At 40.1% G+C, this 25690-nt stretch carries 18 protein-coding genes, 1 tRNA gene and 2 pseudogenes; 19 read left to right on the top strand and 2 right to left on the bottom strand.

Annotated elements, in window-relative coordinates; translation table 11 throughout:
- Nucleotides 1–11 precede the first annotated feature (11 nt).
- The 12 genes and pseudogenes from D2908_RS03980 to D2908_RS03925 all read left to right on the top strand — a co-directional run bounded on the left by D2908_RS03980 (nucleotide 12) and on the right by D2908_RS03925 (nucleotide 18071).
- Nucleotides 12–97, top strand: a tRNA-Leu gene (locus tag D2908_RS03980).
- A 136-nt stretch (nucleotides 98–233) separates the two neighbouring features.
- Nucleotides 234–1511, top strand: a complete 1278-nt coding sequence (locus D2908_RS03975) for an ABC transporter permease (RefSeq protein ID WP_117305037.1) — start codon at nucleotides 234–236, stop codon at nucleotides 1509–1511.
- Nucleotides 1512–1523: 12 nt separating this feature from the next.
- Nucleotides 1524–2171, top strand: a complete 648-nt coding sequence (gene vex2, locus D2908_RS03970) for an ABC transporter ATP-binding subunit Vex2 (RefSeq protein WP_117305035.1) — start codon at nucleotides 1524–1526, stop codon at nucleotides 2169–2171.
- A gap of 50 nt (nucleotides 2172–2221) precedes the next feature.
- Nucleotides 2222–3601 (top strand): ABC transporter permease subunit Vex3, encoded by a 1380-nt coding sequence (gene vex3 / locus D2908_RS03965; RefSeq protein WP_117305033.1) that lies wholly within the window; start codon nucleotides 2222–2224, stop codon nucleotides 3599–3601.
- 141 nt (nucleotides 3602–3742) lie between these two features.
- Complete coding sequence (gene vncR, locus D2908_RS03960) at nucleotides 3743–4399, top strand: response regulator transcription factor VncR (protein ID WP_117305031.1); 657 nt, start codon at nucleotides 3743–3745, stop codon at nucleotides 4397–4399.
- A complete protein-coding gene (vncS, locus tag D2908_RS03955; RefSeq protein ID WP_117305029.1) occupies nucleotides 4396–5724 on the top strand; it encodes a sensor histidine kinase VncS in 1329 nt (442 codons plus the stop codon). Before vncR ends, vncS begins: the two co-directional genes overlap by 4 nt.
- Nucleotides 5725–5864: 140 nt before the next feature.
- Entirely contained in the window at nucleotides 5865–6746 is an 882-nt protein-coding gene (locus tag D2908_RS03950; RefSeq protein WP_117305028.1) for a class II fructose-bisphosphate aldolase, read from the top strand.
- Between the two features lie 230 nt (nucleotides 6747–6976).
- On the top strand, nucleotides 6977–7969 hold the full coding sequence (locus D2908_RS03945) for an ATP-binding cassette domain-containing protein (protein ID WP_117305026.1): 993 nt from the start codon (nucleotides 6977–6979) through the stop codon (nucleotides 7967–7969).
- A gap of 1 nt (nucleotide 7970) precedes the next feature.
- Nucleotides 7971–8789, top strand: a complete 819-nt coding sequence (locus D2908_RS03940; protein WP_117305025.1) for an ABC-2 family transporter protein — start codon at nucleotides 7971–7973, stop codon at nucleotides 8787–8789.
- Between the two features lies 1 nt (nucleotide 8790).
- Nucleotides 8791–9576: an ABC transporter permease gene (locus D2908_RS03935; RefSeq protein WP_117305023.1), complete on the top strand. Its 786-nt coding sequence runs from the start codon at nucleotides 8791–8793 to the stop codon at nucleotides 9574–9576.
- 514 nt (nucleotides 9577–10090) lie between these two features.
- Nucleotides 10091–10367, top strand: a pseudogene (locus tag D2908_RS10100) (hypothetical protein).
- A gap of 453 nt (nucleotides 10368–10820) precedes the next feature.
- A pseudogene (locus D2908_RS03925) lies at nucleotides 10821–18071 on the top strand (Ig-like domain-containing protein).
- A 176-nt stretch (nucleotides 18072–18247) separates the two neighbouring features.
- On the opposite strand, the gene D2908_RS03920 reads toward D2908_RS03925, so the two are convergent.
- Entirely contained in the window at nucleotides 18248–18607 is a 360-nt protein-coding gene (locus tag D2908_RS03920) for a DUF3397 family protein (RefSeq protein WP_020902455.1), read from the bottom strand.
- 90 nt (nucleotides 18608–18697) lie between these two features.
- Here D2908_RS03920 and D2908_RS03915 point away from each other — a divergent pair, with 90 nt between their 5' ends.
- Genes D2908_RS03915 through D2908_RS03895 form a run of 5 tightly spaced genes read left to right on the top strand, consistent with a single transcriptional unit; the run spans nucleotide 18698 to nucleotide 23396 of the window.
- Nucleotides 18698–19654 (top strand): TIGR01212 family radical SAM protein, encoded by a 957-nt coding sequence (locus tag D2908_RS03915; protein WP_117305021.1) that lies wholly within the window; start codon nucleotides 18698–18700, stop codon nucleotides 19652–19654.
- Nucleotides 19638–20195 (top strand): class I SAM-dependent methyltransferase, encoded by a 558-nt coding sequence (locus D2908_RS03910; RefSeq protein ID WP_165847433.1) that lies wholly within the window; start codon nucleotides 19638–19640, stop codon nucleotides 20193–20195. Before D2908_RS03915 ends, D2908_RS03910 begins: the two co-directional genes overlap by 17 nt.
- On the top strand, nucleotides 20188–20442 hold the full coding sequence (locus tag D2908_RS03905) for a hypothetical protein (protein WP_117305018.1): 255 nt from the start codon (nucleotides 20188–20190) through the stop codon (nucleotides 20440–20442). Before D2908_RS03910 ends, D2908_RS03905 begins: the two co-directional genes overlap by 8 nt.
- Nucleotides 20443–20453: 11 nt before the next feature.
- Nucleotides 20454–22508 (top strand): sodium:proton antiporter, encoded by a 2055-nt coding sequence (locus tag D2908_RS03900; protein ID WP_117305017.1) that lies wholly within the window; start codon nucleotides 20454–20456, stop codon nucleotides 22506–22508.
- 27 nt (nucleotides 22509–22535) lie between these two features.
- On the top strand, nucleotides 22536–23396 hold the full coding sequence (locus D2908_RS03895; RefSeq protein WP_117305015.1) for a YihY/virulence factor BrkB family protein: 861 nt from the start codon (nucleotides 22536–22538) through the stop codon (nucleotides 23394–23396).
- Nucleotides 23397–23477: 81 nt separating this feature from the next.
- Here D2908_RS03895 and queA read toward each other — a convergent pair whose 3' ends face one another.
- Complete coding sequence (gene queA, locus D2908_RS03890) at nucleotides 23478–24506, bottom strand: tRNA preQ1(34) S-adenosylmethionine ribosyltransferase-isomerase QueA (RefSeq protein ID WP_117305013.1); 1029 nt, start codon at nucleotides 24504–24506, stop codon at nucleotides 23478–23480.
- Nucleotides 24507–24656: 150 nt separating this feature from the next.
- Here queA and D2908_RS03885 point away from each other — a divergent pair, with 150 nt between their 5' ends.
- Together D2908_RS03885 and rpsU are read left to right on the top strand one after the other, a co-directional pair.
- Nucleotides 24657–25364 (top strand): glucosamine-6-phosphate deaminase, encoded by a 708-nt coding sequence (locus D2908_RS03885; RefSeq protein WP_117305012.1) that lies wholly within the window; start codon nucleotides 24657–24659, stop codon nucleotides 25362–25364.
- Nucleotides 25365–25513: 149 nt separating this feature from the next.
- Nucleotides 25514–25690: a 30S ribosomal protein S21 gene (gene rpsU / locus D2908_RS03880; protein ID WP_000048054.1), complete on the top strand. Its 177-nt coding sequence runs from the start codon at nucleotides 25514–25516 to the stop codon at nucleotides 25688–25690.

Here is a 25690-nt window from a genome sequence, read left to right as displayed (position 1 = left end):
AAGTAATCGACGCGGGGATGGCGGAATTGGCAGACGCGCAGGACTAAGGATCCTGTGACCGCTTTAGGTCGTGAGGGTTCAAGTCCCTCTCTCCGCATAGGATAAGAGTTAGCTTAGGCTAGCTCTTTTTTATCAAATTCAAGTAGAGCAAAAAAATTTTTGCTCTTTTTTTGTATTTCATAAACATTTCATATTTAGATTTTATAATAGTCTTACAAATATGGAGGTGACAAATGAATCCAATCCAAAGAGCTTGGGCTTATGTCAGCAGAAAACGACTGAGAAGTTTTATTTTATTTCTGATTTTATTGGTCCTATTGGCTGGAATTTCAGCCTGTTTGACTCTGATGAAGTCCAACAAGACAGTAGAAACCAATCTTTACAAATCTCTGAATACCTCTTTTTCTATTAAGAAGATAGAAAATGGTCAGACCTTCAGGTTGTCAGACCTAGCATCTGTAAGCAAGATTAAGGGACTAGAAACTGTTTCTCCTGAACTCGAAACCATCGCAAAACTAAAAGACAAGGAAGCAGTGAGTGGCGAGCAGAGCGTTGAACGTGATGATTTGTCAGCTGCGGACAAGAACTTGGTTAGCTTAACGGCTCTTGAGGATTCATCCAAGGATGTGACCTTTACCAGTTCAGCTTTCAACTTAAAAGAAGGGCGACACCTTCAAAAAGGAGATGCAAAGAAAATCCTTATCCACGAAGATTTGGCTAAGAAGAACGGTCTTTCACTTCATGACAAGATTAGCTTGGATGCTGGACAGTCAGAAGCTGGAAAAGGACAAACAGTAGAGTTTGAGATTATCGGCATTTTTTCTGGTAAAAAACAGGAGAAATTCACAGGCTTGTCTTCAGACTTCAGTGAAAACCAAGTCTTTACAGACTATGAAAGTAGCCAAAGCCTTTTGGGTAATGGTGAAGCTCAAGTCAGTGCAGCTCGCTTCTATGTAGAAAATCCTAAGGAAATGGACGGACTCATGGAGCAGGTAGAAAACTTGGCCTTGGAAAATCAAGGATATCAAGTCGAAAAGGAAAACAAGGCCTTTGAACAAATCAAAGATTCAGTTGCTACCTTCCAAACCTTCCTCACCATCTTCCTTTATGGGATGTTGATAGCTGGAGCAGGTGCCTTAATTTTGGTTTTGTCTCTCTGGTTGAGAGAAAGGGTCTACGAAGTGGGGATTTTACTGGCACTTGGAAAAGGCAAGAGCTCGATCTTCCTACAGTTCTGTTTAGAGGTAGTTTTGGTCTCTCTCGGTGCTTTGCTTCCAGCATTTGCTTCAGGCAATGCAATCACAACTTACCTACTCCAAACTTTGTTAGCAAGTGGAGATCAGGCAAGCTTACAAGATACACTAGCCAAAGCAAGCAGTCTATCAACCAGCATCCTATCGTTTGCAGAATCCTATATCTTTCTGTTGTTGATTAGTTGCTTGTCAGTAGCCCTTTGTTTCCTATTCTTATTTAGAAAATCGCCTAAAGAAATTTTATCATCTATTAGTTAAGAAGGAGAAATCATGACTTTATTACAATTACAAGATGTTACTTATCGTTATAAGAACACTGCTGAGGCAGTCCTATATCAGATCAATTATAATTTTGAACCTGGAAAATTTTACAGTATTATTGGGGAGTCAGGAGCAGGAAAATCCACTCTCTTGTCCCTCCTTGCTGGTCTAGATAGTCCTGTTGAAGGCTCTATCCTTTTCCAAGGAGAGGACATTCGGAATAAGGGATATTCTTACCATCGCATGCACCATATTTCCCTGGTCTTTCAAAATTATAACTTGATAGATTATCTTTCTCCACTGGAAAATGTCCGCTTGGTCAACAAAAAGGCAAGCAAGGATACACTTCTTGAACTTGGTCTGGATGAAAGTCAGATCAAGCGAAATGTTCTCCAGCTATCAGGTGGTCAACAACAACGTGTTGCCATTGCTCGTAGCTTGGTATCAGAAGCTCCAGTTATCTTGGCTGATGAGCCAACAGGTAATCTGGATCCTAAGACTGCTGGAGATATTGTCGAATTGCTCAAATCACTTGCCCAGAAAACTGGTAAATGTGTAATCGTCGTTACGCACAGTAAAGAAGTGGCGCAAGCGTCAGATATTACACTTGAGTTGAAGGACAAGAAACTGACTGAAACTCGCAACACTACAAAATAAGATGAGCTTGTTTTGATAGAATTATTAAATCAAATCTAGAAAGGGAACCTATGTTACACAACGCATTTGCCTACGTTACAAGGAAGTTTTTCAAATCGATTGTCATCTTCCTGATTATTCTCCTTATGGCGAGCTTGAGTTTGGTTGGCTTGTCAATCAAGGGAGCTACTGCCAAGGCTTCTCAGGAGACCTTTAAAAATATCACCAATAGTTTCTCCATGCAAATCAATCGTCGCGTCAATCAAGGAACGCCACGTGGTGCTGGGAATATCAAGGGTGAAGATATCAAAAAAATTACGGAAAATAAGGCCATCGAGTCTTATGTGAAACGCATCAACGCTATCGGAGATTTGACTGGATATGAACTGATCGAAACGCCAGAAACCAAGAAAAATCTGACACCTGACCGTGCCAAACATTTTGGAAGTAGCTTGATGATTACAGGTGTCAATGACTCCTCTAAAGAAGACAAGTTTGTCTCTGGTTCTTATAAACTGGTCGAAGGAGAGCATTTAACCAACGACGACAAGGACAAGATTCTCCTGCACAAGGACTTGGCAGACAAATACGGCTGGAAAGTAGGAGACAAGGTTAAACTGGACTCCAATATCTATGATGCCGATAATGAAAAAGGAGCCAAGGAAACAGTCGAAGTGACAATCAAGGGACTCTTTGATGGTCACAATAAGTCAGCAGTAACCTACTCACAAGAACTCTATGAAAACACAGCTATCACAGACATTCACACTGCTGCAAAACTTTATGGATACACAGAAGATACAGCCATTTATGGGGACGCAACCTTCTTTGTAACAGCAGACAAGAACTTAGATGACGTCATGAAAGAGTTGAATGGTATCAGCGGTATCAACTGGAAGAGCTACACTCTCGTTAAGAGCTCATCTAACTACCCAGCTCTTGAGCAATCCATCTCTGGTATGTACAAGATGGCCAACCTCCTCTTCTGGGGTAGCTTGAGTTTCTCAGTTCTTCTCCTTGCCCTCCTGCTTAGCCTTTGGATCAACGCCCGCCGTAAGGAAGTGGGAATTCTCCTCTCTATCGGTCTCAAGAAGGCAAGTATCTTGGGTCAATTTATCACTGAATCCATCTTGATTGCCATCCCTGCTCTTGTTTCTGCTTACTTCTTAGCTACTTACACAGCGCGTGCAATCGGAAATACTGTTCTTGCCAATGTCACTTCAGGTGTTGCCAAACAGGCTAGCAAGGCGGCTCAAACCTCTAACCTTGGTGGTGGTGCTGAAGTAGATGGCTTTAGCAAGACCTTGTCGAGCCTAGATATTTCTATTCAGACATCAGACTTTATCATCGTCTTTGTCCTTGCCTTGGTTCTAGTGGTTCTCGTTATGGCGCTTGCTTCAAGCAATCTCCTCAGAAAACAACCAAAAGAACTCTTGCTGGATAGCGAATAACAAACTTGCTACCTATTCTCCCCCAAATGGGGTATAATATAGGTAGCATTTTTATCTGTTTCATCTTGCTAAGGCCTCTTTCTTTCAGGATGAAACTGAGATAATTTACAAGAAATTTAAAGGAATGTGAAACGTTTTTCTATGAAAATTTTAATTGTAGAAGATGAAGAAATGATCCGTGAGGGGGTCAGTGATTATTTGACGGATTGTGGTTATGAAACCATTGAGGCGGCAGATGGGCAAGAAGCCTTGGAAAAATTTTCCAGCTATGAAGTAGCCTTGGTTTTACTGGATATCCAGATGCCTAAGCTCAATGGTCTAGAAGTGCTAGCTGAGATTCGCAAAACCAGCCAGGTTCCTGTCTTGATGTTGACCGCCTTTCAGGATGAGGAATACAAGATGAGTGCCTTTGCGTCTCTGGCAGATGGCTATCTGGAAAAGCCTTTTTCTCTGTCCCTCTTAAAAGTGAGGGTGGACGCTATTTTCAAGCGCTACTACGATACAGGACGAATCTTCTCTTATAAGGATACCAAGGTGGACTTTGAAAGCTACAGTGCAAGTCTAGCAGGTGAGGAAGTAGCTATCAATGCCAAAGAGTTGGAAATTCTTGATTATTTGGTTAAAAATGAAGGAAGGGCCTTGACCCGGTCTCAGATTATTGATGCTGTCTGGAAAGTGACAGATGAGGTTCCCTTTGACCGTGTCATTGATGTTTATATCAAGGAACTGCGGAAAAAGCTAGGCTTGGACTGCATCCTCACTGTGCGCAATGTTGGTTATAAATTGGAGCGAAAATGAAACGAACAGGTTTATTTACAAAAATATTTTTCTACACCTTCTCGATTTTTAGTGTTCTGGTTATCTGCCTTCATTTAGCTATTTATTTTCTTTTTCCTTCGACTTATCTGAGCCACCGTCAGGAAACCATTGGTCAGAAAGCAACAGCCATTGCCCAGTCCCTAGAAGGGAAAGACAGGCAGAGTATCGAGCAAGTCTTAGACTTGTATTCCCAGACTAGTGATATCAAGGGGGCCATTAAGGGCGAGATGACCGAGGATAAGTTAGAAGTCAAGGACAGTCTTCCACTAGACGCGAATCGCCAGACCACCTCCCTCTTTATCGAGGAACGTGAGGTGACAACGCAAGACGGTGGTACTATGACTCTCCAGTTTCTAGCTTCCATGGATTTGCAAAAGGAAGCAGAGCAAATCAGTCTCCAATTTCTTCCCTATACCTTACTGGCATCCTTTCTGATTTCCCTCTTGGTAGCCTATATCTATGCTCGGACCATTGTTGCCCCGATTTTAGAAATTAAGCGAGTGACTCGTCGGATGATGGATTTGGATGCCCAAGTGCGGTTGCGTGTGGACTCTAAGGATGAGATAGGTGATCTCAAAGAACAAATCAATAGCCTTTACCAGCATCTCTTGACTGTCATTGCGGACTTGCATGACAAGAATGAAGCCATTCTCCAGCTGGAGAAGATGAAAGTCGAGTTCCTACGAGGGGCTTCTCATGAATTGAAAACACCCCTGGCTAGTTTGAAAATCCTGATCGAAAATATGAAAGAAAATGTCGGTCGTTATAAGGATAGAGACCACTATCTGGGAGTAGCCTTAGGTATTGTGGATGAGCTCAATCACCACGTTCTCCAGATACTTTCTCTCTCGTCTGTACAGGAATTACGAGATGATAGGGAAAAAATTGATCTACACCAGATGACGCAAAGTCTGGTTAAGGATTATGCCTTGCTAGCTAAGGAGAGAGAACTTCAGGTAGACATTAGCCTAACCCATCAGCAGGCCTACATAAACCCATCTGTCATGAAATTAATCCTATCGAATCTCATCAGTAATGCTATCAAGCACTCCACTCCAGGTGGCCTGGTTCGCATTGGAGAAAGAGAAGGAGAACTCTTTATCGAGAATAGCTCTAGTCCTGAAGAACAAGAAAAACTGGCCCAGTCTTTTTCTGACAATGCTAGTCGCAAGGTCAAGGGTTCGGGAATGGGACTCTTTGTGGTCAAAAGTTTATTAGAACACGAGAAATTACCTTATCATTTTGAGATGCAGGAGAATCGTTTGACCTTCTTCATAGCTTTTCCAAAAGTCTACCAAGACTAGGGAGAGAAAGGGTTTACATAAATGAAGCTAGAAGAAATTCAATCGAAACTACGGGAAAAACTAGCTTTTTTTATCAAAAAGTGATAAAATGAACAATGTAAATGGGATATCCCATAAAAATATACAGGAGGCCTGATAAAATGGCAATCGTTTCAGCAGAAAAATTTGTCCAAGCAGCTCGTGACAACGGTTATGCAGTTGGTGGATTTAACACAAACAACCTTGAGTGGACTCAAGCTATCTTGCGCGCAGCAGAAGCTAAAAAAGCTCCAGTTTTGATCCAAACTTCAATGGGTGCTGCTAAATACATGGGTGGTTATAAAGTTGCTCGCAACTTGATCGCTAACCTTGTTGAGTCAATGGGTATCACTGTACCAGTAGCTATCCACCTTGACCACGGTCACTACGAAGATGCACTTGAGTGTATCGAAGTTGGTTACACTTCAATCATGTTTGACGGTTCACACCTTCCAGTTGAAGAAAACCTTAAATTGGCTAAAGAAGTTGTTGAAAAAGCACACGCTAAAGGTATCTCAGTAGAAGCTGAAGTTGGTACTATCGGTGGTGAAGAAGACGGAATCATCGGTAAAGGTGAATTGGCTCCAATCGAAGACGCTAAAGCAATGGTTGCAACTGGTATCGACTTCTTGGCAGCTGGTATCGGTAACATCCACGGTCCTTACCCAGCAAACTGGGAAGGTCTTGACCTTGACCACTTGCAAAAATTGACAGAAGCTCTTCCAGGATTCCCAATCGTATTGCACGGTGGATCAGGTATTCCTGATGAGCAAATCCAATCAGCTATCAAACTTGGTGTTGCGAAAGTTAACGTTAACACTGAATGCCAAATCGCATTCGCTAACGCAACTCGTAAATTTGCTCGTGACTACGAAGCAAACGAAGCAGAATACGACAAGAAAAAACTCTTCGACCCACGTAAATTCTTGGCTGACGGTGTAAAAGCTATCCAAGCATCAGTTGAAGAACGTATCGACGTATTCGGTTCAGAAGGTAAAGCTTAATCTAGCTGAACAATACAGATGAAACCTGCCCATTGGGTGGGTTTTTTGGTGTTTTAAGAAATTATCAAACCAGAATTTTTGATTAAAAGTATTACTTTAAGAGAAAAATCTCTAATTTCATAAACTGTAGGCAAGCGCTTGCATTCCTTTTTTTATTGGATTATAATAGGTTGGTATAAAGCCTTCTGTAATATTAACCTTGAGAAGGAATAAGAAGTAAGGATTTAGATATGGCAATGATAGAAGTGGAACATCTTCAGAAAAATTTTGTGAAGACTGTTAAGGAACCGGGCCTGAAGGGGGCTTTGCGTTCCTTTATTCATCCTGAAAAGCAGACCTTTGAAGCGGTCAAGGATTTAACCTTTGAGGTGCCCAAGGGGCAGATTCTAGGCTTCATCGGGGCAAATGGTGCTGGGAAATCGACCACCATCAAAATGCTGACAGGGATTTTAAAACCGACATCTGGTTTTTGTCGGATTAATGGCAAGATTCCACAGGATAATCGCCAAGATTATGTCAAGGATATTGGAGTCGTTTTCGGACAACGTACCCAGCTATGGTGGGATTTGGCACTGCAAGAGACTTACACGGTCTTAAAAGAAATTTACGATGTCCCAGACTCGCTCTTCCATAAGCGTATGGACTTTTTGAATGAAGTCTTGGATTTGAAGGAATTTATCAAGGATCCTGTGCGGACTCTTTCACTGGGTCAACGGATGCGGGCGGATATTGCGGCTTCCTTGCTTCACAATCCCAAGGTTCTCTTTTTAGATGAGCCGACTATTGGTTTGGATGTGTCCGTTAAGGACAACATTCGTCGGGCTATTACCCAAATCAATCAAGAGGAAGAAACAACTATTCTCTTGACCACTCACGACCTGAGCGATATTGAACAACTTTGTGATCGGATTTTTATGATTGACAAGGGGCGAGAGATTTTTGATGGAACGGTTAGCCAACTCAAGGAAACCTTTGGAAAGATGAAGACGCTGTCCTTTGAACTGCTACCAGGCCAAAGTCATCTCGTTTCTCATTATGAAGGTCTACCTGATATGAGCATTGATAGACAGGGGAATATTCTCAACATTGAATTTGATAGTTCACACTACCAGTCAGCTGATATTATCAAGCAGACCTTGTCTGATTTTGAAATCCGCGATTTGAAGATGGTGGATACGGATATCGAGGAAATTATCCGCCGCTTCTATCGAAAGGAGCTCTAAGATGGTCAAATTGTGGAGACGTTATAAACCTTTTATCAATGCAGGAATTCAGGAGTTGATCACCTATCGAGTCAACTTTATTCTCTATCGGATTGGCGATGTCATGGGAGCTTTTGTAGCTTTTTATCTCTGGAAGGCAGTCTTTGATTCCTCCCAGGAGTCTTTGATTCAGGGATTCAGTATGGCAGATATCACCCTCTACATCATCATGAGTTTTGTGACCAATCTGTTGACCAGGTCTGATAGCTCTTTTATGATTGGGGAGGAGGTCAAGGATGGCTCTATTATCATGCGCTTGTTGAGACCAGTGCATTTTGCAGCCTCTTATCTTTTTACCGAACTGGGATCCAAGTGGTTGATTTTTATCAGCGTTGGACTGCCATTTTTAAGTGTCATTGTTTTGATGAAAATCGTATCTGGACAAGGTATTGTAGAAGTGCTGGGATTAACTGCCCTTTATCTTTTTAGCTTAACGCTGGCCTATCTGATTAACTTTTTCTTTAATATCTGCTTTGGATTTTCTGCCTTTGTATTTAAAAATCTATGGGGTTCCAACTTACTTAAGACTTCCATAGTGGCTTTTATGTCTGGCAGTTTGATTCCCTTGGCTTTCTTTCCAAAGGTTGTTTCAGATATTCTGTCCTTCCTGCCTTTTTCATCCTTGATTTACACTCCGGTCATGATTATTGTTGGGAAATACGATGCCAGTCAGATTCTTCAGGCGCTCGCTTTGCAGTTTTTCTGGCTCTTAGTGATGGTGGGCTTGTCTCAGTTGATTTGGAAACGAGTCCAGTCATTTATCACCATTCAAGGAGGTTAGGATGAAAAAATATCAACGCATGCATCTGATTTTTATCAGACAATACATCAAACAAATCATGGAATACAAGGTGGATTTTGTGGTTGGAGTACTGGGAGTATTTCTGACTCAAGGCTTGAACCTCTTGTTTCTCAATGTCATCTTTCAACACATCCCATCCCTAGAAGGTTGGACTTTTCAAGAAATTACCTTTATCTATGGTTTTTCCTTGATTCCCAAGGGCTTGGACCATCTCTTTTTTGATAATCTCTGGGCATTAGGGCAACGCCTAGTCCGAAAAGGTGAGTTTGACAAGTATCTGACTCGTCCTATCAATCCTCTCTTTCATATTCTAGTTGAGACTTTTCAGATTGATGCTTTGGGAGAACTCTTGGTCGGTGGTATCCTATTGGGAACAACAGTGACTAGCATTGCTTGGACTCTTCCAAAATTCCTGCTTTTCCTAGTCTGCATACCATTTGCGACCTTGATTTATACTTCCTTGAAAATTGCGACAGCCAGTATTGCTTTTTGGACCAAGCAGTCAGGCGCCATGATCTACATTTTCTATATGTTTAATGATTTTGCCAAGTATCCCATTTCCATTTACAATTCAGTCCTTCGCTGGTTGATTAGTTTTATCGTGCCTTTTGCCTTTACGGCCTACTATCCTGCTAGCTATTTCTTGCAGGACAAGGATGTAATCTTTAACATCGGAGGTTTGATGTTGATTTCCCTTGTTTTCTTTGTCATTTCCCTTAAACTTTGGGATAGGGGCTTAGATTCCTACGAAAGTGCAGGTTCTTAAGTTGAATACTATCAAAGCCTTGTCTCAGGATAGGCTTTTTTTAATAGAGATGAAAATTTCTTGACACCTATTCTCAGAGTGCTATATTGTAAGTGCAATCGCCGATTTAGCTTATACTCTTCGAAAATCTCTTCAAACAACGTCAGCTTCGCCTTGCCGTATATATGTGACTGACTTCGTCAGTCTTATCTGCAACCTCAAAACAGTGTTTTGAGCAGCCTGCGTCTAGTTTCCTAGTTTGCTCTTTGATTTTCATTGAGTATTAGTTGCTAGAGCAAGACACTCGTAAAGCCTAGGTCACAGGTTCAAGCCCTGCAATCGGCAAAGTGAAGAAACTCATTCTACTGGGTTTCTTTTTTTCTTAATTATTGAACCATTTAGACAGAGATAGAGACCAGATAGGCAAAAGCACTTGTTCTTGACACTGACCTCTGTTATAATCTTTTTTGTAAGGGACGTGAGGAGTCACTATCGGATAACTAAAGTTCCTAAAAAAGAAATTGGAGATAAAGAAATGAAAAAATTATTGGGAATTGTATTTTTAGTAGCAGCGACAGTAGTGTATTTTGGTTCTGTTGGATGACCAAGTTTAGATGTCAACCTTTGGTCACTGTTTCCGGTAGGGCTGTTCCTCTTTTCACTCTAGAGAATCTTTTGAAAAAGACTACAAGGCTAGTCTCATGTGTTTGATTGTTACCTTTATTATTGCGAATGCAATTTTGAACCTTTTGCCAATTTCAAGTGGCTTGGTAATTGGAGCGGGCGTACTAAATTGCATTGGTATTGGATAAATCTTTCCTGCTAAAGAAGGAAAATAAGAATTTTAAAATAGCGATTTGACATGATGTAGCTGGATATTAAGGTTTAGTAATACGGTGAATTTAATCAAAACTTATAAGATAAAATAAGAATTAAGAGTTAATGAAATCAGGAAAAAACTGAACTATTCGTTTGCTCTTTTTATATGTTTAAATCTTTAAGAAAAATTTTTTCTATTTGGGATAATAAAAAACTATTCCGTCTTAAAATTTTAAAGAAAGTCGGATATCATTTTTATTATAATAAATTCTACTTCAATACTTTTTAAAAATTCTCCAATTTTTATAAAAACCAATCCAAAACATTGTTTTTATCTGTATTCGATTGACAAATTTTTTATTGGTTATAAAATCGTATTATAAGATAATGATAATAAGTAGATTGCTCTCAGATAAAATGAAAGCGGTTGCTAAAAGGAGGATTATATGCAAAAAGGTAATTGGAACAAAAAAAGAGTGTATAGTATTCGAAAATTTTCAGTCGGTGCTTGCTCGGTGCTTATAGGGACATGTGCTCTATTATTAGGGGCGAGCGTTAGTCTATCTTCTTCGGTATATGCCAACGAAAATGCTGAAGAGATTGTGGCGATAAATAGGACTGAGCACCAGCCTGAAAATAAGGAAGCTACTGATATTTCAAATGAACATAAAGTTGAAGGAGTTATATCTGAAAAATCCAGTGAGCAACCTGTTACATCTGAAAATGTATCTCTAAAGGAAAATGCGGATGGTAGTGATGCTGTAGTAAAACCTCAAGCAGATCAACCTTTGGTTTCAGTTGCCAATCATCAACCAGTTCCTTTAGAAGAAGGTAAGGCTGAAGTCGAGAACAAAACAGAAGAAAGGAACAAACCTGAGGATAGCAATAAGCTTGAAGAAACAAATAAGACTGAGGTAACGGATAAATCTGAAGATAAAAATAAACCTGAGGATAAGAAGGAATCTGAAGAAACAAATAAAGCAGAATCACAAGATCGTTCTGTTTCAAAAGATAAGCAAGAATTCAAATCTGCTACGAATGAAGTAGTTGATAAGTTAATTGAAGATAGAAATATTTCTTTCAACCAGAATTGGCACTTTAAACTAAATGCCAATGCAAAGGAAGCTGTAAAACCAGACGCAGATATTTCTTCATGGAAAAAAATGGATCTTCCTCATGACTGGAGTATTCATTTTGATTTTGACCATGATTCACCAGCTCAAAACGAAGGCGGTCAATTGAACGGTGGAGATGGTTGGTATCGGAAAACCTTTAAATTAGACGAAAAAGACTTGAATAAAGATGTTCGTGTAACCTTTGATGGTGTTTACATGGATTCACAAGTATTTGTCAATGGCCAACTAGTTGGTCACTATCCAAATGGTTACAATCAATTTTCATATGATATTAGTAACTATCTCCATAAAGATGGACGAGAAAATGTCATTTCTGTTCATGCAGTTAATAAGCAACCAAGTAGTAGATGGTATTCAGGAAGTGGTATCTATCGAGACGTATCATTGCAGGTAACCGACAAGGTTCATGTTGAAAAAAATGGAACAACTATTTTAACTCCAAAACTAGAAAGTCAACAAGGAGGAAAAGTTGAAACCCAAGTAAGCAGTAAAATTGTTAATACAGACAATAAAGACCATGAAATTGTAGCGGAGTATCAAATTTTTGAACGAGGTGGTAAGGCAGTTACAGAACTTGTTCGAACTGAGAGTAAAACTCTAAAAGCTAAGGAAACACTTCATTTGGATTCAGCATTAGAAGTTGAAAAACCAAAATTGTGGACAGTGTCATCTGACAAACCTGCTTTATATGAGATGGTAACTCGTGTTTACAAGGATGGTCAGCTTGTAGATGCTAAGAAAGATTTATTTGGTTATCGCTACTATAACTGGACTCCAGACCAAGGTTTCTCTTTAAATGGTGAACACATCAAGTTCCACGGTGTTTCATTGCACCATGATCATGGAGCGCTTGGAGCAGAGGAGAACTATAAGGCTGAATACCGTCGTCTGAAACAGATGAAGGAAATGGGAGTGAATTCGATTCGTACGACTCACAACCCAGCAAGTCCTCAGACTTTGCAGATTGCAGCTGAGCTCGGTTTGCTTGTACAAGAAGAAGCTTTTGATACTTGGTATGGAGGTAAGAAACCATACGACTATGGTCGTTTCTTTGAAAAAGATGCTACCCACCCTGAAGCAAGAAAAGGTGAAAAATGGTCTGATTACGATCTTCGAACAATGGTAGAAAGAGATAAAAATAATCCTGCTGTTTTTATGTGGTCTATTGGTAACGAAATCGGTGAAGCAGATGGGAAAGCCCATTCACTAGCAACTGTCAAACGCTTAGTAAAAGTGATTAAATCTGTTGATAATACACGTTATGTAACCATGGGAGCTGATAAATTCCGTTTCGGAGATGGAACTGGAGATCATGAAAAGATTGCAGATGAACTGGATGCAGTTGGATTGAATTACTCGGAAGAAAATTATCAAACTCTTCATGCAAAACATCCGAAATGGCTCATTTATGGTTCAGAAACATCTTCAGCAACTCGTACAAGAGGAAGTTATTTCCATCCAGAGAGTGAGTGGGTAGGAAGTAACCAATATTGGCGTAATTACGAACAATCCGATTATGGTAATGATCGTGTTGGTTGGGGTAAAACTGCTACAGCATCATGGACTTTCGATAGAGATCATCCAGGATATGCTGGACAATTCATTTGGACTGGTACGGATTATATTGGAGAACCAACTCCATGGCACAATCAAAATAGTACACCTGTAAAAAGCTCTTACTTTGGTATTGTAGACACCGCAGGGATTCCAAAAAATGACTATTATCTCTACCAAAGTCAGTGGGTTTCTGCTAAGAAAAAACCAATGGTTCATTTACTTCCTCATTGGAACTGGGAAAAGACTGAATTGGCAGACAATGTTGCAGATGCTGAAAATCGAATCCCGGTTAGAGCCTATTCCAATGCTGCTAGTGTTGAGTTGTTTTTAAATAATGAGTCACTAGGTCTTAAAAAATTCAACAAAAAACAAACGAGTGATGGTCGTACATACCAAGAAGGTGAAAATCCTCACGAACTATATTTGGAGTGGAAAGTTGCTTATAAACCAGGAACTTTAGAAGCAGTTGCTCGAGATGAGTCTGGTAAGGAAATTGCTCGAGATAAGATAGTGACTGCTGGTGAGCCTGCTGGTGTTCGTCTGGTTAAGGAAGAGAACGCTATCGCTGCAGATGGAAAAGATTTGACTTATATCTATTATGAAATTGTAGATAGTAAGGGCAATGTTGTGCCAACTGCTAACAATCTAGTTCACTTCCAACTTCATGGACAAGGTCAATTGGTTGGTGTGGATAATGGTGAGCAAGCTAGTCGTGAACGGTATAAAGAACAAGCAGATGGTTCTTGGATTCGTAGAGCCTTTAATGGTAAAGGGGTAGCGATTGTTAAATCGACTGATCAAGCAGGTAAATTTACCCTTACAGCTTATTCGGGATTGTTGAAATCAGATCAAGTTACGATTTTTACAGGTAAGTCAGACCAGTCAGAAAAAACTGTTTTAGGCACAGAAATACCAAAAGTACGTACAGTTTTAGGACAAAAACTTAAAATGCCTCAGACAGTGCCATTTGTATATAGTGATGGTAGTCGTGAAAAACGTCCTGTAACCTGGTCTCAAGCAGATGTCAGTCAAGCTGGAATTGTAACTGTAAAAGGTATGTCTGATGGGCGTGAAGTTGAGGCTCGTGTCGAAGTACTTACAATTGCAAATGAACTTCCAGCTGTTAAACGCATTACACCTGGAACAGACTTGAGTTCTGTGGATAAACTTGTTTCACTTGTCTCAACAGATGGTCGTATTCACAATTATGAAGTTGAAAATTGGGAAATTTCACCAGAAGATAAAGAGAAGTTATCTACTCCAGGGGCACATATTCAGATGACTAGCCAATTAGGAGATAGAACCATCCACGCTACTTTGATAGTTGATGATGGTAAGGAATTGGCTCAAGTTGCACCAACTATAGCAGTAGGTGGTGAAAGTGTTACGGAACTTTCAAAAGAGCATCCTGTACATTATCACAAACTTTCTTATGGTGCAAAAATTCCAGAAGTCAGTGCTAGTGCTGAAAATGCCGATGTAAACGTGATTCAGGCAAATGAATCCAATGGAATGCGTGCTAGTATCTACATTCAGCCTAAAGATGGGGGACAGTTACAAACCTATGCTGTTCAGTTCCTTGTTGATTCTCCAAAAATTGAAAGTTTGAGTCTCAGAGTGGATCAAGCTGCTAGCCTCAAAGAAGATCAAACTGTTAAAGTGACAGTTTTAGCCCGTTATCAGGATGGAACTGAAGCTGTTTTACCAACTGAAAAGGTGACTTTCTCAAGCCAAGGCGAGGGAGTAGTCTCTGTTAATAAGGGAATGCTAGAGTTGCATAAACCGGGTAGTCTCACTTTACAAGCTCAATATGAAGGTGCAAAAGGAGAACTACCTCTAACGATTACAGCAAATACTGAAGATAAAGTTGTTCAGGCCATTCGCCCAGTTAGCCTTGTGACAGATTTGCACCAAACACCAAATCTTCCATCTACAGTAACAGTTGAGTACGATAAAGGATTTCCAAAAGTTCATAAGGTAGTTTGGGATTCGATTCCAGCTGAAAAGTTAAATCAATATCATACTTTTGAAGTTCTTGGTAAGGTTGAAGGATTGAACCAAGAAGCGCGTGCGTCAATATCAGTAGAAGGAATTGTAAAAGTTGAAGATGTGAGCATCACAACACCAATTTCTGAGGCACCAACCTTGCCAGAAAGTGTCCGAACTTATTAGTCAAATGGCCAAGTATCTTCAGCTAAGGTAGCTTGGGATACTATTGATGCAAGCCAATATGCAAAAGAGGGAATCTTTACTGTAACAGGTCATGTAGAAGGAACACAACTAACCACGAAATTACATGTTCGTGTATCGAGTCAAACAGAAATTGGGAAGAATATTTCAGATCAATGGACAGGTTCAGAATTACCACTTGCCTTTGCATCAGATTCTCATTCTTATGACCCAGTATCTAATGTAAATGATAAAGTGATTTCTTACGGTAACCAGCCTGCAAATCGTTGGTCAAACTGGAAACGTTCTGAAGAAGCCTCAGTAGGGGTGCTATTTGGGGATTCAGGTATTTTGACAAAACGTTCGGTTGATAACTTGAATGTAGCCTTTTATGAAGATAGTGGTGTAGGTACTCCAAAGTCTTACGTCATTGAGTATTATGTTGGTGAAAAAGCTCCAACTACACCGAAGAATCCTGGTTATGTAGAGGGTGAAAACCACGTATTTAATGACAGTAAAAATTGGAAACCAGTTACAAATCTTAAGGCTCCAGATCAGTTAAAAGCTGGAGGAATGAATCATTTCAGTTTTGACAAGGTGGATACCTACGCGGTACGTATTCGCATGACAAGAGCTGATGATAAACTTGGAACATCAATTACAGAATTACAAGTTTTCTCTAAAAAGGTAGCACCAGCTAAAGAGGCAACTACTAATATTAAGGTGGCTGGAAAAGATCTTCCTCACTTTAATCCAGACTTAACAGATTACTATTTAGACTATAGTGATGGAAAAATTCCAGAAGTAACAGCTAGTATCACAAATAATGGACTTGCTACAGTGGTTCCTAGTGTGAAAGAGGGCGATCCTGTCCGTGTTATTGTGAAAGCAGAAAATGGCGATATTCTTGGAGAATACAACCTTCACTTTACAAAAGATAGAGATTTGTTGGCTCGTAAACCAATTGCTGCTGCCAAACAGTCTCAATTGTTGCAATTAGGTCAACCTTTGGAATTGCCAAATAAGGTTCCAGTTTATTTCGCAGGTAAGAGCGGTTATGATGTAAAAGATTTGGCAGTTGAATGGGAACAAGTCCCTGCTTCTACCTTAAACAAAGCTGGGGAATATACAATTAAAGGCCATGTGGTTGGTAGTGAAGTCCCAGTAGAATTATCTGTGCGAGTAACGGACAAGGTCGGTAGATCACTTTCTGACAATCCAGATTATCTTGCTACTCATAGTCAGGCTTTTGCTTCAGCTACTAATGATTTGGATGATAATTCGAACGACCGTGTAGACTATTTAAATGATAATGACCGAAATCAAGACAACCGTTGGACAAACTGGTCCGCTACTCCATCCGCTAATCCAGAAGTATCAGTTGGTGTTATCTTTAAAAAGAATGGTAAAATTGTGGATAGAAAGGTTTCACAGGCTAAACTAAACTTCTTTGCAGATAGTGGAACAGATGCCCCAGCTAAACTTGTATTGGAACGATACATCGGTCCTGACTTTGATGTTCCGGTTTACTATTCAAATTACAGCTACGAATCAAATCATCCATTTAATAACCCTGATAATTGGGAACTTGTTCCTTATTACGCAGACAAAGAAATTCAAGCTGGAGACGAGATTAATGTGACATTTAAACCTGTGACTACCAAAGCTATGAGATGGCGCATGGATAGAAAAACAGATAAAAATGGGGTTGCTTTAACTGAATTAAGTTTCCGAGCACCAAGTGAGCTTGCAAAAGAGAGCACAGAGGGAAGAATTTTAGTAGATGGTAAAGAGCTCCCTGACTTCTCTGAAAATCGTTTGGACTATGAATTGATTTATAAAGGGGAACGTCCAAAAATCACTGTAGAAGGGAAAGATCAAGTCACATTTACAATTGTGGATAGTGGAAATGAAAATCTTCCTGTATTAGTCCGTCTGGTATCAGAGAGTGGTAAGAATGTCAAAGAATACCGGATTAAATTGACTAAGGAAAAAGTGATAGATGGAAAACTTGTAGCACCTGCTCAATATGATTTGCCAAGTCTTGAAGTGGTAGACAAAGAATTAAACTTCCAAACTCTTGAACAAAAAGACGATACTCTGTTTGAAGGAGAAGTTCGTCTATTACAAGAAGGTAAAGTTGGTAAGGAACGTATCTATACAGCGGTTAATCCTAGTGGAAGTAAGGAAGAAAAATTCCGTGAAGTAATACAGACTCCAACAGACCGCATCGTCTTGGTTGGAACCAAACCAGGAACCTCCCTCCCAGAAGATGGAGTGAAGAACCTAGTCCTTAACAGACCAGAACTTGTAATCGAAGAAGAAGCAATTGACTTCAAGATTGAAGAACGTAAGTCTGACAAGTTATATCTAGGTGAAACTCGTATCCTCCAAGAAGGAAGACAAGGTATTCGTGTTCACTTGATTGAAGTAGAAAATGGCAAGCGAACTGAGAAAGAAAGCTATGATAAAGTTATGGCTGAAAACCGTATCATAGAGGTTGGTACAGCGATAAAAGATACAAAATCAGCCCCTCAAGCACAGCCTAAAGCAACTTCTAAAGAAGCTAGTAAGTCTGTGCCACAAAATCAAGAAGTTCAAAAACCAGAATCTCAAGAATCTACAAAACAACAAGTAGAAACTGAGAAAATGGATGTAAAACAAGTGAGCTCACGTTCAGTTGAAGCCCAGCAAGATGAAAAGAATCACTTGCCAAACACTGGAACAGAGGCAGAACAGGCAGCAGTAGCAGCAGGTTTAGCTCTTCTAGGTTTGAGTGCAGGCTTAGTAGCCACTAAAGGAAAAAAAAGAAGATTAGAGATCTTTAAAAACTGATTTGTTTTGATGAAAGTTAAAACAATGTATTGAGGCTGAGAAAAAGTCTTTAAAATTACAAAACGCATAATATCAGGTGTTGAAAAACTTTGATATTATGCGTTTTATTGTGGAAATAGTTACTTCCATTTCATTGAGTATAAAAATCCCTAGGCCTTAACTTTCTAGGGATTGGACTATTTCATTAAGAACAATTCAACAATCATCTCGATATACATGACAAGGGTTAATAAGAATCCTGCACGCCAGAAGAATTTGATGAATTTAGGATAGTAAAAGCTGCGTTTTTTCAGAAGGAAGAAAAAAACGAGAATAATGGCTAGGAGTGAGAGGGCTAGTCCCAGTCTAGGGAGAAAATTATGGGTAAAGGTTTTAGCTGTAATAAGGTAATATTCAAATACCAAGACTGGAAAAGCCAAATCCGCAAAGTTTCGTCCTAGTTTTTTTAATCTAAAAAGTTTGGTTATGATAATGCAGACGACTAAGGTCAGTATCAATAATAAAATAGATGCTAATTTCATTAAAATCATACCCATATTGTATCATAAAAAATGGCTAATGGAAACGAGAAATAGAGGAATTTATAGGAAAGTCAAGCTTTTGAGATTGTGAATGTTTTTGTTATAATGAAAGTAATGAAATCTTATAATACCTTGAATGATTATTATCGAAAACTTTTTGGAGAAAAGACCTTTAAAGTTCCTATTGATGCGGGGTTTGACTGTCCCAATCGTGATGGGACTGTGGCTCATGGGGGCTGTACTTTTTGCACGGTTTCAGGTTCTGGAGATGCTATCGTAGCACCGGATGCGCCTATCCGTGAACAATTTTATAAGGAAATTGACTTTATGCACCGCAAGTGGCCGGATGTTCAGAAGTATCTAGTTTATTTTCAAAATTTTACTAACACCCATGAAAAGGTGGAAGTCATCCGAGAGCGCTATGAGCAGGCTATCAATGAGCCAGGTGTAGTAGGCATCAACATCGGAACACGGCCAGACTGTTTACCAGACGAAACCATTGAATATTTGGCTGACTTATCGGAGCGCATGCATGTGACGGTAGAATTAGGCTTACAGACCACTTTTGAAGCAACCTCTGATCTGATTAACCGTGCCCACTCCTATGAATTGTATGTGGAAACGGTCAAGCGTTTGAGAAAGTATCCCAAGATTGAGATTGTTTCCCATTTGATCAATGGTTTGCCTGGTGAGACTCATGAGATGATGATTGAAAATGTCCGTCGCTGTGTCACGGATAATGATATTCAAGGGATTAAACTGCACTTGCTTCATCTTATGACCAATACACGGATGCAACGAGATTACCACGAAGGACGATTGCAATTGATGAGTCAGGACGAATATGTCAAGGTCATCTGCGACCAATTGGAAATCATTCCTAAACATATCGTCATCCATCGAATCACAGGAGATGCACCTAGAGATATGCTGATTGGTCCTATGTGGAGCCTCAATAAATGGGAAGTGCTAAATGCTATTGAAGCTGAAATGCGACGTCGTGGAAGTGTTCAAGGATGCAAGGCTGTAAAACAGGAGTTTGAAAATGAAAAGACCACTTGAGATTGCACATGATTTTTTGGCTGAGGTAGTGACAAAAGAGGATATCGTAGTGGATGCAACTATGGGAAATGGTCATGACACGCTTTTTCTAGCCAAGCTAGCTAAGCAAGTCTATGCCTTTGATATTCAGGAGCAAGCCTTGGAAAAGACCCAAGAACGTTTGCATCAGGCTGGCCTGACAAATGCCCAGTTACTCTTGCAAGGTCATGAGACACTGGACCAGTTTGTGACAGAAGCCAAGGCAGGGATTTTTAATCTGGGCTATCTGCCGTCAGCTGATAAGTCTGTCATTACCAGACCTCAGACTACTATCGAAGCCTTAGAAAAGCTGTGTCATTTACTTGTCAAAGGAGGACGGATTGCCATCATGATCTACTATGGTCATGAAGGAGGCGACCTCGAGAAAGATGCTGTCTTGGAGTTTGTTAGCCAGTTGAACCAACAAGAGTACACAGCTGCCATTTACCGAACTGTAAACCAAGTTAACAACCCACCATTTTTAGTGATGATTGAAAAATTAGAGAGATATAGACATGGATAAACAATACCTACGTGAAAAGCTGGATGCTATGCGCCAGAATTTCGTTGAATCACCCCACCACGAACGAGCGGTGGATGCGCTAGATCAGGCGCATATGAGTAAAAAAATGCTTAAAATCAAGAAAAAATTAGTTGCTCTTGAAATGGAACGGTGTCAGAAAAAAATTGAGCACAAAGACTGTTCCAAGATTGACCAAAAAATCAAAGAGCAAAAGGAGATATTTGAATCTTGCTGTAAAAAAGATTAAGGAGGACATGTGTGGAATTACTGATTTACCTCATCCTATTTTTGCTGGTTTTGATTGTCTCAAGTACAACCAATAAGCTCTTACCCTTTTTGCCTCTTCCTTTGGTGCAAATTCTTTTAGGAATTGTGATTGGTCTCTTTTTACCCAATACCGACTTTCACCTCAATACAGAGTTGTTTTTGGCCCTGGTTATCGGTCCCTTGCTTTTCCGAGAGTCGGAAGAAGCTGATATTACAGCTATTTTAAAACACTGGCGAATCATTGTCTATCTCATATTTCCAGTGATTTTCATCTCGACCCTGAGTTTGGGTGGCTTGGCCCATCTACTTTGGCTTAGCCTTCCCTTATCAGCTTGCTTGGCTGTTGGGGCGGCCCTTGGACCTACGGACTTGGTAGCTTTTGCTTCTCTTTCGGAGCGGTTTAGCTTTCCTAAGCGTGTGTCCAATATTCTTAAGGGTGAAGGACTCTTGAATGATGCTTCTGGCTTGGTTGCCTTTCAGGTAGCTTTGACAGCTTGGACAACAGGAGCTTTTTCCCTTGGGCAAGCTAGTAGTTCACTCTTCTTTTCAATTCTAGGAGGTTTTTTGATTGGCTTTTTAACAGCCATGACCAACCGTTTCCTCCATACCTTTTTGCTGAGTGTGCGAGCAACGGATATTGCTAGCGAACTTTTATTAGAATTGAGTTTGCCTCTGGTGACTTTCTTCCTGGCAGAAGAAGTCCATGTTTCAGGGATTATCGCCGTTGTAGTTGCGGGGATTTTAAAGGCAAGCCGGTTTAAGAAAATTACGCTTCTCGAAGCCCAAGTGGATACGGTGACCGAGACAGTCTGGCATACAGTGAACTTTATGCTTAACGGTTCTGTCTTTGTGATTTTAGGGATGGAGTTGGAAATAATAGCAGAACCTATCTTGACCAATCCAATCTATAATCCCTTACTCTTATTGCTATCTCTTGTCGCTCTTACCTTTGTCCTCTTTGCCATTCGTTTTGTCATGATTTATGGCTATTATGCCTATAGAACCAGACGTCTCAAGAAAAAGCTAAATAAGTATATGAAGGATATGCTTCTCTTGACCTTTTCAGGTGTCAAGGGAACGGTGTCCATTGCTACGATCCTTCTGATACCAAGTAATCTAGAACAGAAGTATCCTCTCTTGCTTTTCCTTGTTGCAGGTGTGACGCTTGTAAGCTTTTTAACAGGCCTCGTGGTTCTTCCTCATCTTTCTGATGAACAGGAAGAAAGCAAGGATTATCTCATGCATATCAGCATTTTGAATGAAGTGACGCTAGAGTTAGAAAAAGAGTTGGAATGCACTAGAAATAAACTTCCCCTCTATGCGGCTATTGACAATTATCATGGACGTATTGAAAATCTCATTCTGAGTCAAGAAAATAAGGGAGCTCAAGCAGACTGGGAGGCCTTGAAACTTCTCATCCTCAGTATTGAAAGTGATGGTTTAGAACAGGCTTACGAAGAGGACAAGATGAGTGACCGTGCCTATCGAGTTTACCAACGTTATCTGAAAAACATGGAACAAAGCATCAATCGCAAGTTTGTTTCACGATTGACCTATTATTTCCTCGTTTCCTTACGAATTTTACGTTTTCTCCTTCACGAAGTCTTTACCTTTGGTAAGACCTTTCGCAGTTGGAAAAATGAAGAATCACAGAAACTCAGAGACATTGACTATGACCAAATTGCAGAGCTCTATTTAGAAAATACTGAGATGATTATCGAAAGTTTGGAGAACCTTAAAGGGGTTTATAAGAGTTCTTTGATCAGCTTCGTGCAGGATTCTCGTCTCCGAGAAACAGCTATTATTACCAGTGGTGCCTTTGTCGAACGGGTTATCAATCGCGTCAAGCCCAACAATATCGATGAGATGCTAAGAGGCTATTATCTGGAGCGCAAGTTGATTTTCGAATATGAAGAAAAACGATTGATTACGACCAAGTATGCCAAGAAATTACGGCAAAATGTAAATAACTTAGAGAACTATTCCTTGAAGGAAGCTGCCAATACCCTGCCTTATGATATGATGGAATTGGTAAGAAGAAATTAATTAAGATTGTAAATGAAGGAGTGTGACATGAAGAAGTGGTGGAAAGAGCTGATAGACAAGCCTTTATTAAAAGCCTTTTTGCATTATTATCAAGCATCAGAGAGTGAGCTGACCAGTGTCGCAGTAGCCTACTATTGGTTGATTTCGATTTTCCCCTTGCTTTTGGTGGTGGTCAATATCCTGCCCTATTTTCAAATTCCAGTTTCTAATTTTTTAAAGGTTGTCAATGAATACTTGCCCGATACCATGTATGATGTGGTCGCAAAGATTATTACAGAAGTGCTGACCCAACCGTCAACAGGGTTATTGAGTTTTGCGGTTTTGTCAGCCATCTGGACCTTTTCAAAATCCATGAATTTCCTACAGAAAGCCTTTAATAAAGCTTACGGAGTAGCTAAAAATCGTGGCATGATTTCCCATCAGCTCATGAGTTTGTTTGTCAGTTTTGGCTTGCAAATCCTCTTTGCTTTGGCTCTCTTTCTAAGCGTTTTTGGCCGCATGCTTCTCAACCTTATCAAAAGCTACTGGAAATCGGATAGTCCTCTTTTTGATTATCTGCAAGACCTAACAGGTCCCTTGGTCTATTCCTTGATTTTTGCTGTCTTGGTCATGCTTTATTATTTCCTGCCAAATGTTAAGGTTCGACGAATTCGCTCTGTATTACCAGGTAGTGTCTTTGTCTTGTTGACCTTGGTCTCACTACTCAATATCTTTTCAGCCTATGTTAACAATTATGTCAACCATCTAGTGGACGTCCGTTTTTTCAGTTCCATTGTCGTGGTGGTCATGATGGTCTGGTTTATTCTCATCGCTAAGATTTTGATTGTCGGCGCAGTTATCAATGCCAGTGTCCAGAGTTGGAAAGATCCGAGCTTTAGAATAGATTAACTCATTTTTTATCCATTACAAAACGCATACTATCAGGCTTTATAAAACCTTGATAATATGCGCTTTTTTTGATTATGAAAATTAATAGATAAACATGGCATCGCCAAAACTAAAGAAGCGGTAGCGTTCTTGAATGGCATGGTGGTAGGCATCTAAGATCAATTCACGGCCGGCAAAGGCAGAAACCAACATGACCAGAGTTGATTTTGGCAGGTGGAAGTTGGTTGAGAAGGCATCCACGACCTTCCACTCATACCCAGGTTTGATAAAGATATTGGTCCAGCCAGAATCTGCTTGGATTTGCCCATCAAACTTGGAACCAATGGTCTCCAAGGTGCGGATAGAAGTGGTTCCGACAGCGATGACACGACCACCGTTTTCTTTAACAGAGCGAAGGGTGACAGCAGCTTCCTCAGAAAGTTGGTAGAATTCTGAGTGCATTTCATGTTCGTCCAGATTGTCCACAGAGACAGGTCTAAAAGTTCCAAGCCCGACATGAAGAGTCAGATAGACCAGATGAACACCCTTAGCTTTGATTTCTGCTAGCAGTTCTTTCGTGAAGTGTAGTCCAGCAGTTGGTGCTGCAGCAGAGCCACTTTCTTTGGCGTAAACGGTTTGATACCGTTCACGGTCATCCAATTTTTCATGGATATAAGGCGGTAATGGCATTTCACCCAGACTTTCTAAAACTTCTAGGAAAATTCCTTGGTATTCAAAGCGGACAATGCGGCCTCCGTGAGTCAATTCTTCCGTAACGACAGCGCTAAGGCGACCATCACCAAAGCTAACACGAGTACCGACCTTGAGGCGTTTGGCAGGTTTAGCTAGAACTTCCCACTCGTCACCAGCAGTATTTTTGAGCAGGAGAAGTTCCACATGACCACCTGTCTCCTCTTTTTGACCATAGAGGCGGGCAGGGAGAACGCGGGTGTCGTTCATAACAAGAGCATCACCAGGTTCCAGCATATCGATAATAGAGTGGAAGTGTTTATCCTGCATTTCTCCCGTCTCACGGTTGACGATGAGGAGTTTAGAGGCATCTCGTTTTTCAAGGGGTGTTTGGGCAATCAATTCCTCAGGCAAGTGGAAATCAAAATCAGCTGTATTCATATATCTGTTCATTCTTTCTAAATTCTAATCCTATCCATTATAACACGTTTCAAGATTGGACGCTCTTTTTTTAGAAATTAAACCGTTTTCACTTGACAAAAATTGGTCTATACCATATAATAAATATAGATTAAAACGGAGGATAAAAGAATGAAAGTTATTAAAGTTGAAAACCAAGTCGAAGGTGGAAAAGTCGCTTTTGAAATTTTGAAGGAAAAATTGGCCAATGGAGCTCAAACGCTAGGACTTGCGACAGGAAGTAGTCCACTTGAATTTTACAAGAAAATTGTTGAGAGTGACCTTGATTTTTCAAATCTAACCAGTGTCAACCTTGATGAGTATGTAGGCCTTGATGGAGACAATCCTCAGTCTTACCGTCACTTCATGCAAGAAAACTTGTTCAACCAAAAACCATTTAAAGAAAGTTTCTTGCCTCGTGGTGTTAAGGACAATGCTGAAGCTGAAGTTGAACGCTACAATCAAATTTTGGCTGACCATCCAGTTGATCTCCAAATCTTGGGAATTGGTCGCAATGGACACATCGGCTTTAACGAGCCAGGTACTCCATTTGACAGTCAAACACATCTAGTAGAACTTGACCAGTCTACCATCGAAGCCAATGCACGCTTCTTTGACAAGATCGAAGACGTTCCAACCCAAGCTATTTCAATGGGGATTAAAAATATCTTGGATGCTAAGTCAATCCTTCTTTTTGCTTATGGTGCATCAAAAGCAGAAGCTATTGCCGGAACCGTGTCTGGTCCAGTGACTGAGAACTTACCAGCAAGTAGCCTACAAAACCACCCAGATGTGACGATTATTGCAGATGCTGAAGCGCTCAGCTTACTTGAAAAATAAAAAAACAACCCCTTCAGTTTTACAATTGAATGTTTTGAAGACTTGTATAAATAGAGAAAAAAATCAAAATTAACCTGCATTTTTTCTTGACAATTATTCCTTTTACGTGTAAAATAGAATAAATCTTGAACTTGAAGGGAGTGAAAAAAATGTCTAAAACAGTAGTACGTAAGAATGAATCTCTTGACGATGCACTTCGTCGTTTCAAACGTGCGGTTACTAAAGCTGGTACTCTTCAAGAAACACGCAAACGCGAATTCTATGAAAAACCTTCTGTAAAACGTAAACGTAAATCAGAAGCAGCTCGTAAACGTAAAAAATTCTAA

Source organism: Streptococcus sp. LQJ-218 (genome assembly GCF_003428885.1).
Lineage (GTDB): Bacteria > Bacillota > Bacilli > Lactobacillales > Streptococcaceae > Streptococcus.
The sequence above is the reverse complement of the archived record's forward strand: the minus strand, read 5'-3'. Positions and strand labels throughout refer to the sequence as shown.

Excerpts from the sequence above, each read along its gene's own strand:
- D2908_RS03895 (WP_117305015.1), top strand. The coding sequence starts at position 22,536 with ATGAAGAAGTGGTGGAAAGAGCTGATAGACAAGCCTTTATTAAAAGCC.
- vex3 (WP_117305033.1), top strand. The coding sequence starts at position 2,222 with ATGTTACACAACGCATTTGCCTACGTTACAAGGAAGTTTTTCAAATCG.
- D2908_RS03910 (WP_165847433.1), top strand. The coding sequence starts at position 19,638 with ATGAAAAGACCACTTGAGATTGCACATGATTTTTTGGCTGAGGTAGTG.
- vex2 (WP_117305035.1), top strand. The coding sequence starts at position 1,524 with ATGACTTTATTACAATTACAAGATGTTACTTATCGTTATAAGAACACT.
- D2908_RS03905 (WP_117305018.1), top strand. The coding sequence starts at position 20,188 with ATGGATAAACAATACCTACGTGAAAAGCTGGATGCTATGCGCCAGAAT.
- vncR (WP_117305031.1), top strand. The coding sequence starts at position 3,743 with ATGAAAATTTTAATTGTAGAAGATGAAGAAATGATCCGTGAGGGGGTC.
- D2908_RS03940 (WP_117305025.1), top strand. The coding sequence starts at position 7,971 with ATGGTCAAATTGTGGAGACGTTATAAACCTTTTATCAATGCAGGAATT.
- D2908_RS03915 (WP_117305021.1), top strand. The coding sequence starts at position 18,698 with ATGAAAGTAATGAAATCTTATAATACCTTGAATGATTATTATCGAAAA.
- D2908_RS03885 (WP_117305012.1), top strand. The coding sequence starts at position 24,657 with ATGAAAGTTATTAAAGTTGAAAACCAAGTCGAAGGTGGAAAAGTCGCT.
- vncS (WP_117305029.1), top strand. The coding sequence starts at position 4,396 with ATGAAACGAACAGGTTTATTTACAAAAATATTTTTCTACACCTTCTCG.
- D2908_RS03975 (WP_117305037.1), top strand. The coding sequence starts at position 234 with ATGAATCCAATCCAAAGAGCTTGGGCTTATGTCAGCAGAAAACGACTG.
- queA (WP_117305013.1), bottom strand. The coding sequence starts at position 24,506 with ATGAATACAGCTGATTTTGATTTCCACTTGCCTGAGGAATTGATTGCC.
- rpsU (WP_000048054.1), top strand. The coding sequence starts at position 25,514 with ATGTCTAAAACAGTAGTACGTAAGAATGAATCTCTTGACGATGCACTT.
- D2908_RS03935 (WP_117305023.1), top strand. The coding sequence starts at position 8,791 with ATGAAAAAATATCAACGCATGCATCTGATTTTTATCAGACAATACATC.
- D2908_RS03920 (WP_020902455.1), bottom strand. The coding sequence starts at position 18,607 with ATGGGTATGATTTTAATGAAATTAGCATCTATTTTATTATTGATACTG.
- D2908_RS03945 (WP_117305026.1), top strand. The coding sequence starts at position 6,977 with ATGGCAATGATAGAAGTGGAACATCTTCAGAAAAATTTTGTGAAGACT.
- D2908_RS03950 (WP_117305028.1), top strand. The coding sequence starts at position 5,865 with ATGGCAATCGTTTCAGCAGAAAAATTTGTCCAAGCAGCTCGTGACAAC.